Source organism: Chitinivorax sp. B, from assembly GCF_005503445.1.
Classification (GTDB): Bacteria; Pseudomonadota; Gammaproteobacteria; order Burkholderiales; family SCOH01; genus Chitinivorax.
The window spans coordinates 53820-68296 of the sequence record NZ_SCOH01000002.1 but is presented as its reverse complement, the minus strand read 5'-3'; the positions used below and the strand labels follow the sequence as shown (position 1 = coordinate 68296).

Sequence of the window (14477 nt, the reverse complement as noted above, 5' to 3'; positions counted from 1 at the left end):
CCCGCACCACTACCAGCGGGGCCGGTCGCGCCGCCACTCGGCGCACGATTGGCTACCGCATGAAGATGTTGGCACCTGCCGGTGTAGCCGGCGAACTGTTCATCAACCGTGAATTGAGCCTGCTTGCGTTCAATCGCCGAGTGCTGGCGCAAGCGGAAGATGACAGCATGCCGCTATTGGAGCGGCTCAAATTTCTGTGTATCGTTTCCAGTAACCTGGATGAATTCTTCGAAGTTCGGGTGGCCTCGCTGAAAGAAAGCATTCGTGCCAATCCGGATATTATCGGCCCTGATGGCCTTACGCTCCGTCAGCAGTCTGCCTTGGTGGCCCATGAAGTGCACGATATCGTAGCCAAACAGTATCGTGTACTGCAGCATGTGCTGATGCCAGCACTTGCCGAACAGGGTGTGCATTTTATCCGCCGCTTGAACTGGAATGACGCCCAAAAAGCCTGGGTGCGTGAATTTTTCTTCCGTGAATTGGCGCCTATTCTGACACCCATCGGACTGGATCCTTCGCATCCATTTCCTCGTGTTCTCAACAAAAGCCTCAATTTTGTTGTCGAGTTGGATGGTAGGGACGCTTTTGGTCGTGAATCACGTATTGCAATCGTCCAAGCGCCACGCATTTTGCCGAGAGTGATCCTGATGCCGCGGGATATCTCCGGGTCCAGTTTCGGCTTTGTGTTTCTGTCTTCCATCTTGCATGCTCACGTAGACGAATTGTTCAACGGCATGTCTGTAAACGGTTGCTACCAATTCCGGGTTACACGGGATACTGATTTATCGGTTGACGAAGAGGAAATGAAAGATCTGCGAGTGGCCTTGCAGGGTGAACTGGTGCATCGTCAATTTGGCAATGCGGTACGGTTAGAGGTCGCGGACAATACACCGTCACATATTACCGAATTCCTGTTGGAACAGTTTGAACTGGCACCGGAAGACCTTTACCGTGTCGATGGCCCGGTCAATCTGGTGCGACTGATGCATGTGCCTGACAAGGTTGACCGGCCGGATCTCAAGTTTCCGCCCTTCATACCGTCCGAGCCAGCACAATTGAAAGGTGCGCCGGATGTATTCTCGGCCATCAGGCATGGCGATATCTTGCTGCATCATCCTTTCCAATCATTCAGTCCAGTCGTTGAGTTGTTGCAGGCAGCGGCCAATGATCCGCATGTCGTGGCCATCAAAATGACGGTTTATCGCACGGGGACTGATTCTGTATTGATGGAATCCTTGATTGCAGCGGCCCGTGCCGGGAAAGAAGTCACAGCTGTGGTCGAGCTGATGGCTCGTTTTGATGAAGAAGCCAACATTAATTGGGCCGCCAAGTTGGAGGAAGTCGGTGCGCACGTTGTGTATGGAGTTGTCGGTTACAAAACCCACGCCAAGATGCTGATGATCGTACGTCGTGAGAATGAAAAGCTGCGTCGTTATGTCCATCTTGGCACGGGTAACTATCACCCGCGTACAAGCAAGCTCTATACGGATTTTGGCCTGTTTACCTGTAACGACACCATTTGTACTGATGTCAATGACGTCTTTCTGCAGTTGACGGGCCTGGGCCATGCCAGTGAATTGAAGCAATTGTGGCAATCGCCGTTCACCATGTTCGACAAGCTTGCACAGGCCATCAACAATGAGATCAACATTGCCAAGGCGGGGCGTTCTGCTTCCATCATTGCCAAGATGAATTCATTGCTAGAGCCCAAAGTAATTGACTTGCTCTACAAGGCCTCACAGGCGGGCGTGAAAATTCATCTGATCATTCGCGGTGTGTGTGCTTTGCGCCCAGGGGTACCTGGCTTGTCAGACAATATCAATGTACGTTCGGTTATTGGTCGTTTTCTGGAACACACACGTGTTTGGTACTTTCATAACGACAAGCACGAGGATGTTTATCTTGCCAGTGCAGACTGGATGGCTCGTAACCTGTTCGGCCGTATTGAGGTTGCTTTTCCGATTCTGGATAGCAAGGTCAAACGTCGAGTGATCCGTGAAGGTTTGCGACCCTATCTGGTTGATAATGTCAGAGCCTGGGAGATGGAGCCAGACGGCAGCTATCGCCGCAAAATCGCCCGGGCGGGTAAAGCCCGTTCGGCCCAACATACATTGTTGGCGGAGTTATCGCCCTGAAATCGCGAATACGTGTTGAGGGAAAAATAGTACCCGACAGAGCAGGCTTGATGAGGCCAGTGAGTATGAGGTTGGTCGCCAAAAGTAGGTATCAAACCCGAAAAGAGGTGCTGCTCAGTATGCCAGTGGAAGCCGCTCATCGGTGATATCCCATTAAATTGAGGAAAACTTGATGGATCTTATCCTGTGGCGTCATGCAGATGCCGAAGAACGTCCAGCGGAACAAGATCTGCAACGTTTGCTGACCCCAAAAGGCGTTAAGCAGGCCGAGAAAATGGCTGCTTGGTTACGTGAGCATTTGCCAGACAACTACATTGTCCTCACCAGCCAAGCTGCTCGTGCTCAGGTTACTGCAAAGGCATTGACCAATCATTTCACGATATGTTCTGAGCTCAATCCTGGCGCCAGCGTTGCCTCCCTTCTTACTGCGGCCAATTGGCCTGATGCCCGTCATGCGGTTGTTGTTGTCGGCCACCAGCCTGTACTGGGCGAAACGGCTGCATTCCTGTTGGCGGGTCATGCCGCAAGTTGGCGTATTCGTAAGGGTGGGGTATGGTGGATCAGTCATCGGGTGCGCGAGGAGATTTCTCAGCATATCCTTCGAGTGGCGATATCGTCGGAGTTCTTGTGAATGGCATTCGTACTGACCGCAAATTTTGGGCCGGAAAGAGTGTTCGTCTTACCCGGGGACTTCAGGCTGAGTCATCATTTAATACACACCGTATGCACCTGATGAATGTCAGTCAGCCCTTGTAATACCTTTTCGATTCCATCCTGTTTCAGTGTCCGCATACCATGTTCCAGTGCAACACTGAACAGCTCGGCAACACGGGCGTGTTCCTGAATTTTCTTTTTGATCTCGTCACTTCCAACGAGTAATTCATGTAACCCAACTCGGCCTTTGTAGCCAGTGCTGGCGCACTGTTCACAACCTTTGCGGCGATAGAAGGTGAACTGGCCATTTGAATCGGCAAATTGTTGTTTCCAAAGTTCGAGCAAATTGGCGCGTTCAGTTTGGGCATTTTGTTGCCATGGCGGTGTGGGGAGTAATTCTTCGGCGTATTCGTCACATAACGCATCGATTTCGGCATCATCTGGGTGATAGGCCTGTTTGCATTTTGAACATAAGCGCTTGGCTAACCGCTGGGCGAGGATACCTAACAAGGCATCCGAGAAGTTGAATGGGTCCATGCCCATATCCAGTAGGCGGATGATGCTCTCGGGTGCGCTGTTGGTATGTAGTGTGGCTAAGACCAAGTGGCCGGTGAGCGATGCTTCAATCCCGGTGGCGGCAGTTTCCTTGTCGCGCATCTCACCGACCATGATGACGTCTGGATCCGCCCGCAGAAAGGCCTTCATGGCTGTCGCGAAGGTCAGACCGGCCTTGGGATTCATCTGAACCTGCCGGAGGCCGGCCTGGGTGATTTCTACAGGGTCTTCAGCTGTCCATATTTTGGTTTCCGGTGTGTTCAGGAATTTGAGCACCGAATGTAATGTAGTGGTCTTGCCTGAACCAGTTGGGCCGCAAACAAAAAACAGGCCGTAAGGTTTGCTGACGGTTTTTTTGAGGTTTTCCAGATTGGGTTGCGAGAGCGCGAGTTTTTCCAGCGGTATGGGTTCTCCCGCGGCCAGAATGCGCATCACGACATCTTCCAGCCCGCCTTGAGTTGGGACGGTAGCAACCCGGAGTTCGATATCCAATGGGCCAAAGCGTTTGAATTGGATCTTGCCATCTTGTGGTCGCCGCCGTTCCGAAATATCCAGATCGCACATGATTTTGAGTCTGGCGACCAGGGCGCTGCGATAAGCTGCGGGGACTTCGATGAAGTTCATCAACGAACCATCGCGTCGGATACGGATCAAGGTTTTTTGTTTGCCTGGGTAGGGTTCGATGTGAATGTCGGATGCGCCCAGATGGTAGGCATCGACGATGATCTTGTTGACCAGCTTTACCAGTTCATTGTCCTGCGCCGCCGAGACATCAACGGTTTCGTTGCCTTCCTCATCTTGTTCATCCAGCGTTGAAAGCATGTCGTCAATGTTGCCGAGTGTCATGCTTTCGCCAAAGAACAAGTCACATGTCTGATCAAATTCGCGTTTGGTGGTGACACGATAGACTATCTTTTGTTTGCCCAGGATCTGTGTCGCTTGATGGGAGTTTTTCAGTTGGGCCGGGTCCAACGCAATGACGACAATTCCTTCTGGTGTTTCGTCCACCGGTAGCCAGCCATTGCTTTGTGCAAAGCCCGGCTTGATGTTTTTGAGCAGTTCGGCAGGTTTGATTCGGTCGCCTCGATAGGGCTCGTAGCTATCGCCAAAGAACTTGGCGAGTGATTGGCCGATGGCTGTAATCGAGACTTGGAATTCCTGGATCAAGGTTTCTTCCAGATCCATTTGCTTGCGACGGGCGGCACGAGCGGCCAATTCAAATTCGGCTGTCGATAGAATGCCATCCGCAACCAAGTAGTCGTACTTGGTATTCGCGACAAATGGCTGACCGCCAATGCGTTGTTTCAAGGCAATGGCGAGCGTTTTGCACAGTTCATTCAGGCCACGTTCCATTAACATGGAGAATGGCTCGTCAGCCCGATTATTGATCAGTTGAACCACGCCGACTAATGAACGGTTACTTTCGTCCAGCACCGGTGATACCAGCATTTGCTTGGTGCGGTACCCCGTATGCTGATCCACCGCTTTCAGAAAGCGCAGTTCGCGACTATAGCGCTCCAACTCGGTGTCATCGTAGGCATCGGTGATATTCAGCCCGCGCTTGTGCAGCGCGACAAATCCCGCCAGGCTTTGTTCATTGATTGGAAGCCGAAGTTCTTTGGCTGAATTGATACCAGTTTTTACCTTGGATACGATGGCTGTGCGGGTATCGTCCAGCACGTAAATAGTTAGCCTGTCGGCATTGAACAGGTCGCAGACCGACTGGCTCAATTCCAGCATGATTTCGTCGAGATTACGGGTTGCGTGGATACTGTTGGTGACTGCCTGCAGTGCCTGGGTAAACGCAAGTTGTCGGCTCAGTTCGTCCTGCTCTGCAGACATGACGGGCTCCCGGAGGCATGTGTGGTGGTAGCAATGTTACGGACCGACACTTGGCGATCGGTGCTGTGCTATTTCACTATAGGCGCTGTAAGCAAGCGCTGAGTAGGCTCAGCTTGAGGATTGCTTCTCCGGTGTTGTATCGGGCAGTACAAATCGCTGGTTCTGTTTTAGCCATGCTGCAAATTCATTTACCTCTCGCGGCTTGCTGACGATGTAGCCTTGTACCAGATCGCAGCCCAGATCCTTCAGTAACAGCCATTCTTCGGTATCTTCGACACCTTCTGCCACAATGTGCAACCCCAATGATCGCCCTAACTGGATAATTGAGCGTAACAGGGATTCACTATCAGTACCACGTTTGCAGCCACGTACAAATGAACGATCGATCTTTAGCTCATCGACTGGCATCTTTTGCAGATAGGCGAGGGAGGAATAGCCTGTGCCAAAGTCATCGATAGATAATTTGAACCCCATGTCATGTAACCGTCGAAGTACCGCCAGTGCATGATCTGCATCATCCATCAGCCCACTTTCCGTCACTTCCAGACATAGTTGAGCTGGGTCGACATGCAAGGATTGCAGCGTTGACACCAATCGGTCCGGAAACTGTTCATTTTGAATGTCGCGCATGGATACATTGACTGAAATGGTCAGTGGCATGCCTGCTGCCTCAAACTTTGGAGCCCAGGTGGCGGCCTGATGCAGCATCCATTGTGTTAAGCCGCTGATCTGGCCGGTTTGCTCGGCAAATGGGACAAACTCTGCAGGTGAAATAAACCCCCTGACTGGATGATGCCAGCGAATCAGCGCCTCCGCCTGCAGAATATGGCCATCCAGCAGGTTGGTTTTGGGCTGAAGAAAAAATTGTAGCTGATCTGTGGATTCGATCGCCTGTTTGAGTTCACCCAGCAAGGAGAGTTTGGTTCTTGCGTTGTCTTCATGACGTGGATCATAGGTAGCCAGACCTGTTTTACTGCGTTTGGCAGCAAACAAGGCGATTTCAGCATTACGCATCAATGCTTCCATGCCATTCCCATGTTGTGGGAATAATGCGGCACCAATGCTGAATTTCACATCAAGGGGTTGTCCCGAAATGATAATCGGGTTGTCAAATGACTGCTCTAGCTGATGCTGAATCTTTTCCAGCGACAGGGGTTCTGGGGCAGTTATCAGTATTGCAAATTCATTGCCGCTTTGGCGGGCGAGCAAATCCTCTTCGCTCATCAGGTGCTGTAAACGCTGGCCAACCTCACGAATAACGGCGTCACCAGTTTCGTAACCCAGTGCATCGTTGATCAGTCGAAAACGGTCAATATCCAGTTTTAGCAATACTGCAAAATCACCACGGCGCGCAGTTTTCAGCAATATCTCGGAGCCGGTGGAGTGAAGTAACTTATAGTTTGGTAGGTCGGTCAGGCTGTCATGATATGCCTGGTAGCGAATTCGCTGTTCCCTGTCTGAAATGGCCTGACTCATGCGATTGAAATCTTCGGCCAGTGTGGCGACTTCATCGCTGGTTCGGATATCAACCCGCAGGGTATAGTCTCCTTGAGCGATGGCTTTGGTGGCGTTGGCCAGCGAAGCGATCGGCTGAGCAACGGCACTGGATAGCCATCGGCTACCAATGATTGCGACAATCAGACTGGCCAACAATACCAGCAAAATGGATGAACGCAGGTCATAGTAAGGCTGCATGGCTTCATCGATGGATTGCTGAAGAATGGCGACAATGTGTGTCTTGGGTTCCAGGATTGCGGCCCGGAACAGAAAGTGTTTCCCCAGCAGTTCGCCATCCACCGTATCGGTTATGCCGGTACGTTGTGGTAGCTGGCTATCAAGAGCTGAGCGTTTGTTGCCTGACAGTGTACTGGCGTGGATTGTCCACCGGCCATGGTTAATCGAAGCGAAAGTGATATCTGTCCCGGTCAACTGTGACACGCGTGTTGCACGGTTATCGTCTACCTCAAATCCCAGGATGACCCAGCCCATCAGTAACGGAGCCCGAATCGGTGCGGCGACTGTAATATAGAGCTTGTCACCGACGTGAATCAGTCCTGAGCTTTCCCCCGCTTGTGACGACAGCAGGGATATCACCTCCTTTGGCAAAGGATTTTTCAACCGGGCATCAGTGCTGCCAAGCAGCTTGCCTTCCGTTGTGGTGATGATGCCAAGTGTTGCCCGGATGCGATTTGCGTGATTGCCAAGGGCCGAAGCGATCGTGGGGCCATCGTTGGATGCGACGGCTTCCCGTAGCCCGAAGTCTGCAGACAATACCTGCGCCGCCTGCGCCAGTTTCGCATGATCGTCGGCAAGTGACTGTCGAAAAACACGTTCCGCAATTTCCAAGCCTTTTTCCAGTTGCTGACGTCCAAAGCGGAAACTGGTATCGCTGATCAGCAAAAACAGCACCAATACCAGCAACGACACCAAGCCGGTACTGAAAAAGAAAATACGGCTACGGAAGCTTTGGCGTGCATGGGCCATGCCGTCGATCCTCAATCAAGGTCGGTCGTATTGGTATTTTCCACCACCAGGTGGGCGTTTGGCGGGCTGCTTGGTTGTGGTGGTATCAATTTTTAACGTGATGACTTGATGGGTATCTGTCTGCTTCACTATGGCCGTGAATTCCGCTCCTGTTTGACGAGGGTGCCAAATGCGTACTTGCCAGTCCCCACTGGGTAGTGTGTCAAACTTGGCTAGGCCATTATTGCCAGTGCTGGTGAAATAGGGGTCATCGGTGACATAAACATAGGCCAGCATCCAGTCATGGATATTGCATCCCAGCACCACAATGCCTGGCTTATCAAAGATCACAGGCTGAGATGGCGTACCGGAATATAGCTTCAGTTCAAACTTTTTAGTTCCGGAGAATGAGTAAACATGATGTCGCGTGTTGTCTTTATTCGGAAAACTGACACTGGTACCGGTACTGATGACAGAGACGAAAGGCACAAATTCCTTGTCGATCTGATCAATGGTGGCCTTACCAGGCTTAAGGGCTGGCGATTGATTGGGCTGGGAAAGTGTGACTACTGCATGTTCCAGCGGTTTGCCTGATTGATCATTGACGGTGATGCTGAGCGTGCTCGCCTGTGATGTCTGCATCCAGCACGAACAGAACACAGTCAGGATGGAGGTTGTCAGCCAATGCCAAGCTTTGCCTAGCAACAAGTCAAACGGATCTTGCAACACAATGTCTCCCATTCGGGGATTGGGTCCAGCACCAAGGCGAGAAAGTACAGTCATCCCTGCCGTTGTGGCATGCAATCGGTTCGTGGCGGAGATTTCCGGGTGATGGAACAACCTTCGGTGTAAACATCACAGCTGATTGAACATTTGTTTGCTCAAATACTCCTTTAAACACTATAGCATCGTGGGAAATGGTTGGCCGAGTTCAAGCCATTGATCAGATACAAAAAAGACAATGGCCCACCAAGGGGTAGGCCATTATTGCTAGCTGATGCTGTGATTCAGCTGAGGAACAGTTTGTATGCAGGATTGTCGGTCTCTTCTGCCCATATATAGCCCAGTTTGGCCAAAAATTCGCCAAATTCGGCATTTTCGTCAGGTGGCACCTGAATGCCAACCAGAACTCGGCCATAGTCAGCACCATGGTGGCGGTAATGGAACAGGCTGATGTTCCAGTCGTGATTCATGCTGTCCAGAAAGCGTGTCAGGGCGCCAGGGCGTTCCGGGAACTCAAAGCTGATCAGGCGTTCGTGGCGCGCCGCCGGTGCGCGACCACCAATCAGGTTACGGATATGGACCTTGGCAAGTTCATTCTCTGTCAGGTCCAGGGCTGTCAGCCCATGCACCTCTAGCTCCCGAACAATCTCCGTCGCCTCGCTGCGATGATTCACCTGCAGGCCAACAAAGACATGTGCCTGATCAGCACTGGCATAGCGATAGTTGAATTCAGTGACGAAACGTCCACCCAGGAACTCGCACATATGGCGGAAGCTGCCTGGTCTTTCTGGCAGGTTCACAGCCAGCAACACTTCACGTTGTTCACCTACTTCGGCCCGCTCTGCTACATGGCGAAGGCGGTCGAAGTTCATATTGGCACCGGATGTGACGGCGACCAGTCGCTGGCCTTTCACCTGCTCACGTGCAGCCCAACGCTTCAGGCCAGCCAGTGCCAAGGCACCGGAAGGTTCCATGATCGAACGGGTATCTTCGAATACGTCTTTGATGGCTGCGCAGATTTCGTCAGTATCCACACGTACGATTTCATCCAGATAGCGCTGACATAACAGAAAGGTTTCTGCCCCAACCAACTTAACGGCCACGCCATCGGCAAACAGCCCAACCTGTGGCAGGGTGACACGTTCACCGGCTTGTAGTGACTGGTACATCGCGTCCGAATCTATCGGTTCCACCCCAATCACACGGATCTCGGGTTTCAATCGTTTGACGTAGGCACTCAGCCCAGCGGCCAGACCGCCGCCGCCAATGGGGACGAAAATTGCGGTAATCAGTTTGGATTCTTGTCGCAGGATTTCCATGCCAACAGTGCCTTGGCCTGCGATCACGTCCGGATCATCAAACGGATGGACCATGGTGGCGCCTTCCTGTTCGACGATGGACAGCGCGTGACGATAGGCATCGTCATAACTATCGCCATGTAACACCACATTGCCACCCCGTGCGGCCACTGCATTCACTTTGATACGTGGTGTGGTAGCAGGCATGACGATGGTGGCTTTCACCCCAAGTTTTTGCGCCGAGAAGGCCACTCCCTGTGCATGGTTGCCTGCCGATGCGGTCACCACCCCCCGTGCCAGCTCCTCATCGCTGAGTGATGCCATTTTGTTATAGGCGCCACGCAATTTGAAGGAAAACACCGGTTGCATATCTTCGCGTTTCAGCAATACCTGATTGTCAATGCGCTTGCTGAGGTTGGGGGCAGTTTCCAAGGGGGTTTCAACCGCTGCTTCATAAACGCGGGCGGTGAGTATGCGTTCCAGATAATCCTGTTTCATGTGCCTGATTCTGCGTGCGGTCTAAGCCAATAAGCGTATCAGATGGGCTACAGGCGTGCCACTCTGGATTTGGTAAGCCATATCTTTGCCAGCATTTGACCGGCAGTCATATGCGAAAATTGTTGAGTACGCTATTTTCTCTCTCAAACCCAACACCCAATGCATGGTTATTGTGTAATTACCACGCCAAAGGCTATGCTTGAAGCTGGATCAACTGGATATCTGGTATGACGCAAGACGAAATGAAACAAGCGGTGGCCAAGGCTGCCATTCAGTATGTGCCTGATGATTGCATCGTTGGGGTTGGAACTGGTTCAACAGCAAACCATTTCATTGATGAACTGGCCAAGATCAAACATCGCATCAATGGTGCGGTGGCCAGTTCGGAAGCCAGTGCGAAGCGTTTGACGTCTCACGGAATACAAGTGCTGGATCTGAACGTGGTGGACGAATTGCCGGTGTATGTGGATGGGGCGGACGAGATCAACCATCATCTACACATGATCAAAGGCGGTGGTGCTGCACTGACCCGAGAAAAAATTGTAGCTGCGGTGGCGAAACAATTTATCTGTATTGCGGATCAAAGCAAGCTGGTGGACGTATTGGGTGCTTTCCCATTACCGGTTGAAGTTATTCCGATGGCGCGTAGTCATGTAGCTCGGGAAATCGTCAAACTGGGTGGTCACCCTGCACTGCGTGAAGGTGTGGTCACTGACAACGGCAACGTAATCATTGATGTGCATGGGTTGCAAATTGTAAAGCCAGTTGAATTTGAAGCTATGTTGAACCAGATCGTGGGTGTGGTGACCAATGGCCTGTTTGCCGCCCGGCGCGCGGATGTGCTGTTGCTTGGCAAGCCTGATGGAGTTCAGACCATTTCCTAAATTGCAACACAATTGTCATAATCGGCTGCTATCGTCAGCCGATTATGAAGCCTGTCGCAGGAGAATGCAGCAATGCCGGAACATATTTCAAAACAATTCGATACCGAGCTGGAATCGGTTCGCTCCCGCGTGCTGCAAATGGGGGGACTGGTTGAACAGCAAATCATCACCGCGATGGAAGGCTTGGCCACAGGCGATATGGATCTGATCCATAAGGCCATTTCCGATGATCACCGCGTCAATGCCTATGATGTGGAAATCGATGATGCCTGCCAGCATATCATTGCCCGTCGGCAACCTGCCGCCAGTGACCTGCGTATGGTCATGACAATGATCAAGACCACGACAGATCTGGAGCGTATAGGTGATGAAGCCGAAAAAATCGCCAGAATGAGCAAGATGATCTATGAGTCGGATCGGGTGAATTTGCCGCGTTTCCATGAAGTGCGCCATATGGCTGACCTGGTGCTGGAAATGTTGCGCAAGGCACTGGATGCTTTTGCGCGTCTGGATTTGACTGCAGCGGCTCAAGTGGTACGGGCTGATCTTCAGGTGGATGAAGAATACCGTGCCATCATTCGACAATTGATTACCTTCATGATGGAAGACCCACGAACCATTTCGATTTCGTTGGAGATTTTGTCGATTGCCAAAGCATTGGAACGTATTGGCGATCACGCCAAAAACATGAGTGAATACGTGGTGTTCATGGTCAAGGGTAAGGACGTTCGTCACACTTCTGTCGAAGAAGTCGAGCGCGAAGCGTTACAATAACAGCATTGTCATTTTTGAAGCCGCTTGCGATATGTGAGCGGCATTTTCCTATCGATGAATTTTCCCACTATTGCCGCAGTTGACTTGGGTTCCAACAGCTTTCGGCTGCAGGTTGCCCGTGTTGTCGACGATCAGATCTATCCCCTTGATACCCTGAAAGACCCTGTTCGACTTGGGGCCGGCTTGACCGCTGATGATTGGTTGGAAGAGGCAGCCATTCAACGTGCTGTGCAATGCCTACGCCGGTTTGGTGAGCGTTTGCGTGGCCTGCCAAAGGAGGCGGTCCGCATTGTTGGTACCAATACGTTGCGGGTAGCGTTGAACGCTTCCGAATTCATGCCGCGTTTTGAACAGGCTTTGGGCGATTTCCCAATTGAGATCATTGCTGGTCGTGAAGAGGCACGCCTGATTTACCTGGGTGCAGCACATAGTCTACCTGCCACTAAGGAAAAACGTCTGGTGATCGACATTGGAGGTGGGTCGACGGAATTCATCATTGGTAGTCAACTTAAACCGCAAAAGACTGAGAGTCTTTACATGGGGTGCGTCAGCTATACACGGCGCTTTTTTCCTGATGGCAAGATCACCAAGCAGGCAATGCGGGCAGCAGAGCTGGCCGCACGCAATGAAATCGTTCGTATAGTCGGCGAGTTCCATGCGACCCATTGGCAACAGGCGGTCGGCACTTCCGGTACAGCCAGGTCCCTGGCTGACATTATGGAATTGAACGACCTGAGTACCAATGGCATCACCGCTGAAGGCATGGAGCGTGTACGTGATATGTTGCTTGCTCAGGGGAATATTGCGGATCTTAAACTCAATGGTTTACGGCCTGATCGCGCCCCGGTGATCGTGGGTGGTTTCTGCATCATGTATGCAGCGTTTGCCGAGCTGGGCATCAAACAGATGATCACAGCCAATGGTGCGCTACGCGAAGGAGTATTGTGGGATTTATTGGGGCGCCACCATCACAAGGACATGCGTGATGTGACGGTGGCGCAGTTCAAACGCCGTTATCATGTGGATATCGGTCAGACCGAACGCGTGATGAACCTGGCCGTGAAGCTTTACCTACAGCTGGCAAGGCAGCTGGAAGGTGACCATGAGCAGGCGCTACAAATCATCAGCTGGGCGGCCAAACTGCATGAAATCGGCTTATCGGTATCACACACGGGTTATCACAAGCACTCAGCCTATATTCTTGAAAATGCCGACATGCCTGGTTTTTCCAAGCCAGAGCAGTTGGCGTTGTCGCGCATGGCACTGGCCCATCGCGGTAATCTTGGGAAGCAGCTTAAAGGTGCCAGTCTGACCGAATGGTCTCGCATCGTAGCGATCCGTCTGGGAGCCTTGTTCTTCCGGAGCCGGATGGACGTCAAGCTGCCCGATATCCAGCTGGTCATCAATGGTAACAAGGGTTTTACGCTGACGATCGATCGCAAATGGCTGGAACACAGTCCATTGACGGATATGGCATTGAAGCAGGAAGCTGAATTCTGGCAAGCCGTTGGATTGGGCTTGGAGATTCGTCATGGCAAGAGCGCGTAAGCTCTACAAAGACCGCCTGCGCAAAACTGGCCAAGGCCCGGGCGCATTGATACACATCGGTGACGTGAAAACGGACGTGCCAGCGATCACCTTGATCGAATATGATGTTGAGCGGTATCGGGAGACGCATTTTCGTAGCCTGGAAGAGGGCAAAGCTTATCAGCCGAATGGCGGCGTATATTGGCTGAATGTGCACGGCCTGCATGAGCCAGAGATCATGGCTGAGATCGGTGAGCGCTTCAATCTGCACCCATTGACACTGGAAGACATTCTGAATACCGATCAGCGTCCCAAGCTGGAGGATTACGGTCACTATTTATACATTGTGGCTCGGGTGTTTGACTGTGACACCCATGGCAATCTGTTTTCCGAACAGGTCAGCCTGGCGGTGGGGCCGAATTGGGTACTGACTTTTCAAGAACGGCCAACAGGCAAACTGGCGGACCTTCGCCAGCGTTTGAGTGCGGGCACCGGCCTATTACGTAGATCCGGTGCGGACTATCTCGCCTATTCCATTCTGGATGCGATTGTTGACTACTACTTTGTCGTGTTGGAGCGAGTCAATGATGCCACTGAAAGGCTAGAGGATGAATTGCTACAACGTCCCAGTCACAAGCTGTTGCCGCGTATTCATATACTGAAGGCAGATACCTTGTTGCTGAAACGCTCGTTATGGCCGCTGCGCGAGCTGTTCAGTACGCTGGCTCGTGGTGAGCATGATCTGTTTGGTGCAGATACCCGACTTTACCTGCGTGATGTCTATGATCACACTGTGCATGTGATCGAATCCACCGAGGTTATCCGAGATCTGATCGCGGGTATGCAGGATATCTATCTATCCGCGCTGTCAAATCGCCTGAATGTCGAAATGCGCTTTTTGACCGCGATTACCACGATCTTCTTGCCGCTGACGTTAATTACCGGGATTTATGGCATGAACTTCAAATACATGCCGGAGTTGGAGTGGCATTGGGGCTACTTTGGCGTACTGGGTTTACTGGTGGTAATTGCATCGGTGATGGGCTATTCGTTCTGGCGACGTCGCTGGTTGTAGTAGGGTTGATGATATTTCAATATGACGGGGTGTAACGCTGACACGTTGC

10 protein-coding genes are annotated in these 14477 nt (G+C 51.8%); 6 read left to right on the top strand and 4 right to left on the bottom strand.

The window, feature by feature from the left end; translation table 11 throughout:
* The first annotated feature begins 65 nt into the window (after positions 1–65).
* Together ppk1 and FFS57_RS01745 are read left to right on the top strand one after the other, a co-directional pair.
* The gene (gene ppk1, locus FFS57_RS01750; protein ID WP_137936193.1) at positions 66–2135 is read left to right on the top strand and encodes a polyphosphate kinase 1; all 2070 of its coding nucleotides are present in this window, start codon (positions 66–68) and stop codon (positions 2133–2135) included.
* Between the two features lie 172 nt (positions 2136–2307).
* Complete coding sequence (locus FFS57_RS01745; RefSeq protein ID WP_137936033.1) at positions 2308–2766, top strand: SixA phosphatase family protein; 459 nt, start codon at positions 2308–2310, stop codon at positions 2764–2766.
* Positions 2767–2840: 74 nt separating this feature from the next.
* Here the strand turns inward: FFS57_RS01745 and FFS57_RS01740 are convergent, their stop codons facing one another.
* The 4 genes from FFS57_RS01740 to ilvA form a co-directional block, all read right to left on the bottom strand.
* Positions 2841–5186 carry a GspE/PulE family protein gene (locus tag FFS57_RS01740; protein WP_137936032.1) on the bottom strand — a complete coding sequence of 782 codons (2346 nt, stop codon included), beginning with the start codon at positions 5184–5186 and terminating at the stop codon, positions 2841–2843.
* A 108-nt stretch (positions 5187–5294) separates the two neighbouring features.
* The gene (locus tag FFS57_RS01735; protein WP_137936031.1) at positions 5295–7670 is read right to left on the bottom strand and encodes a bifunctional diguanylate cyclase/phosphodiesterase; all 2376 of its coding nucleotides are present in this window, start codon (positions 7668–7670) and stop codon (positions 5295–5297) included.
* 15 nt (positions 7671–7685) lie between these two features.
* Positions 7686–8375 carry a methylamine utilization protein gene (locus FFS57_RS01730; protein ID WP_171013507.1) on the bottom strand — a complete coding sequence of 230 codons (690 nt, stop codon included), beginning with the start codon at positions 8373–8375 and terminating at the stop codon, positions 7686–7688.
* Between the two features lie 281 nt (positions 8376–8656).
* Positions 8657–10168, bottom strand: coding sequence for a threonine ammonia-lyase, biosynthetic (ilvA, locus tag FFS57_RS01725; protein WP_137936029.1), 1512 nt, complete (start codon positions 10166–10168; stop codon positions 8657–8659).
* Positions 10169–10395: 227 nt separating this feature from the next.
* Between ilvA and rpiA the strand changes: the two genes are divergently transcribed.
* The 4 genes from rpiA to corA all read left to right on the top strand — a co-directional run bounded on the left by rpiA (position 10396) and on the right by corA (position 14428).
* Positions 10396–11052 carry a ribose-5-phosphate isomerase RpiA gene (rpiA, locus tag FFS57_RS01720; RefSeq protein ID WP_137936028.1) on the top strand — a complete coding sequence of 219 codons (657 nt, stop codon included), beginning with the start codon at positions 10396–10398 and terminating at the stop codon, positions 11050–11052.
* Positions 11053–11124: 72 nt separating this feature from the next.
* The gene (gene phoU, locus FFS57_RS01715) at positions 11125–11826 is read left to right on the top strand and encodes a phosphate signaling complex protein PhoU (protein WP_137936027.1); all 702 of its coding nucleotides are present in this window, start codon (positions 11125–11127) and stop codon (positions 11824–11826) included.
* Between the two features lie 54 nt (positions 11827–11880).
* Positions 11881–13374 (top strand): exopolyphosphatase, encoded by a 1494-nt coding sequence (gene ppx, locus FFS57_RS01710; protein ID WP_137936026.1) that lies wholly within the window; start codon positions 11881–11883, stop codon positions 13372–13374.
* A complete protein-coding gene (corA, locus tag FFS57_RS01705) occupies positions 13358–14428 on the top strand; it encodes a magnesium/cobalt transporter CorA (protein ID WP_137936025.1) in 1071 nt (356 codons plus the stop codon). Before ppx ends, corA begins: the two co-directional genes overlap by 17 nt.
* Positions 14429–14477: the final 49 nt, after the last annotated feature.